The organism is Blautia sp. OM07-19 (assembly GCF_003481595.1).
In the GTDB taxonomy this organism is placed as follows: domain Bacteria; phylum Bacillota; class Clostridia; order Lachnospirales; family Lachnospiraceae; genus Blautia_A; species Blautia_A intestinihominis.
Genome location: NZ_QULA01000016.1, coordinates 1 through 2,876, shown reverse-complemented (window position 1 = coordinate 2,876; position 2,876 = coordinate 1). Strand labels below are relative to the sequence as shown.

Genomic DNA, 2,876 nt, shown 5'->3' with positions numbered 1-2,876 from the left:
CACTTCCACCTCTGCCCTATCAACCTCGTCGTCTTCAAGGGGGTTTACTCCTTTCGGATGGGATATCTCATCTTGAGGGGGGCTTCACGCTTAGATGCCTTCAGCGTTTATCCCTTCCGGGCTTGGCTACCCGGCTATAGACTTGGCAGTCTAACCGGTGCACCAGCGGCCCGTCCATCCCGGTCCTCTCGTACTAAGGACAGCTCCTCTCAGATATCCTACGCCCACGCCGGATAGGGACCGAACTGTCTCACGACGTTCTGAACCCAGCTCGCGTACCGCTTTAATGGGCGAACAGCCCAACCCTTGGGACCTACTACAGCCCCAGGATGCGATGAGCCGACATCGAGGTGCCAAACCACTCCGTCGATGTGAACTCTTGGGAGTGATAAGCCTGTTATCCCCAGGGTAGCTTTTATCCGTTGAGCGATGGCATTCCCACTTAATACCACCGGATCACTAAGCCCTACTTTCGTACCTGCTCCACCCGTCGGTGTCGCAGTCAAGCTCCCTTCTGCCTTTGCACTCTTTGGATGGTTTCCGTCCATCCTGAGGGAACCTTTGGGCGCCTCCGATACCCTTTCGGAGGCGACCGCCCCAGTCAAACTCCCCGTCTGGCATTGTCCCACCGCCGGATCACGGCGGCTGGTTAGAAACCCAATACTGCAAGGGTGGTATCCCAACAGCGGCTCCATGGCAACTGGCGTTACCATTTCATAGCCTCCCACCTATCCTGTACATGCAGTACCGGATCCCAGTACCAAACTGGAGTAAAGCTCCATGGGGTCTTTCCGTCCTGGCGCAGGTAACCAGCATCTTCACTGGTACTTCAATTTCACCGGATGCATTGTCGAGACAGCGCTCAAATCATTACGCCTTTCGTGCGGGTCGGAACTTACCCGACAAGGAATTTCGCTACCTTAGGACCGTTATAGTTACGGCCGCCGTTTACTGGGGCTTAAATTCAAAGCTTCGCTTGCGCTAACCTCTCCTCTTAACCTTCCAGCACCGGGCAGGCGTCAGCCCATATACCTCACCTTACGGTTTCGCATAGACCTGTGTTTTTGCTAAACAGTTGCTTGAGCCTATTCTCTGCGGCCACTTCTCAGTGGCACCCCTTCTCCCGAAGTTACGGGGTCATTTTGCCGAGTTCCTTGACAATGCTTCTTCCGCCGGCCTTAGGATTCTCTCCTCATCCACCTGTGTCGGTTTACGGTACGGGTATGGTATGAACAATAGCGGCTTTTCTTGACGCACAGCTCACGGACTTCGTTACTAAAATTCACTCCGCATCACGTCTTCCCATTGCCACACGGTTTTTCCAATGTGACTGGTACCTCGCTTGCACCGGGATACCGTTCCCGGCTTCCGCTCTCTGCACGTGTCCCCACAGTTCTGTCATATCATAGTACAGGAATCTCCACCTGTTGTCCATCGGCTACGACTCTCGTCCTCACCTTAGGCCCCGACTTACCCAGGGCAGATCAGCTTTACCCTGGAAACCTTGGATATTCGGCCTAGAGGATTCTCACCTCTATCTCGCTACTCATTCCGGCATTCTCTCTTCCATGCAGTCCACAGCTCCTTTCGGTACTGCTTCATCCCGCATGCAATGCTCCTCTACCAATCTATTACTAGATTCCTTAGTTTCGGTGGTGCGTTTCAGCCCCGGACATTTTCGGCGCAGGACCTCTCGACCAGTGAGCTATTACGCACTCTTTGAATGAATGGCTGCTTCTGAGCCAACATCCTGGTTGTCTTCGAAATCCCACATCCTTTTCCACTTAACGCACACTTTGGGACCTTAACTGAAGGTCTGGGCTCTTTCCCTTTTGACCACCCAACTTATCTCGTGTAGTCTGACTCCTGGTAAGTAATTACACGGCATTCGGAGTTTGATATTCTTCGGTAGGCTTTGACGCCCCCTAGGAAATTCAGTGCTCTACCTCCGCAAATCTCTACCAAGGCTAGCCCTAAAGCTATTTCGAGGAGAACCAGCTATCTCCGGGTTCGATTGGAATTTCTCCCCTATCCACACCTCATCCCCACCCTTTTCAACGGATGTGGGTTCGGTCCTCCACTGCCTCTTACGGCAGCTTCAACCTGGACATGGATAGATCACCCGGTTTCGGGTCTGCCCCCACTGACTCTGGCCCTGTTAAGACTTGGTTTCCCTACGGCTCCGATCCTTAAGATCTTAACCTTGCCAGTGAGCGCAACTCGCCGGACCGTTCTACAAAAAGTACGCGGTCGTGCATGTAAAGCACTCCCACAGCTTGTAGACACAGGGTTTCAGGTTCTCTTTCACTCCCCTCCCGGGGTCCTTTTCACCTTTCCTTCACAGTACTATGCGCTATCGGTCACTAAGTGGTATTTAGCCTTAGGGGGTGGTCCCCCTTACTTCCCGCAGGGTTTCTCGTGTCCCGCGGTACTCTGGATCCTGCTCAGTCTGCTTTGTTTTCGTGTACGGGGCTTTCACCCTCTCTGGCCGGCTTTCCCAAAACCGTTCTACTAACATCACAGAATCTTAAATGCAGTCCGTAACCCCAGATCGCACGCGATCTGGTTTAGGCTCTTCCGCGTTCGCTCGCCGCTACTTACGGAATCGAGTTTTCTTTCTTTTCCTCCGGGTACTTAGATGTTTCAGTTCCCCGGGTTCCCCTCCATACGTTATGGATTGGCGTATGGATACACGAGGTTTCCTCGTGTGGGTTTCCCCATTCAGAAATCTCCGGATCAATGGATATTTGCTCCTCCCCGAAGCTTATCGCAGCTTATCACGTCTTTCTTCGGCCCTTAGTGCCAAGGCATCCGCCCTGTGCCCTTTCTGCTTGACCTTTGCATTCTGATACCCTAGCGTAGGTATCAGCGGTCTT

Annotated in this window: 1 rRNA gene (running past one end of the window); it reads right to left on the bottom strand. The window is 53.0% G+C overall.

Annotated features, from left to right (window positions below):
- A 23S ribosomal RNA gene (locus DXC01_RS11655) occupies positions 1–2,837 on the bottom strand (it extends 81 nt beyond the left edge of the window).
- Between the last annotated feature and the right edge of the window lie 39 nt (positions 2,838–2,876).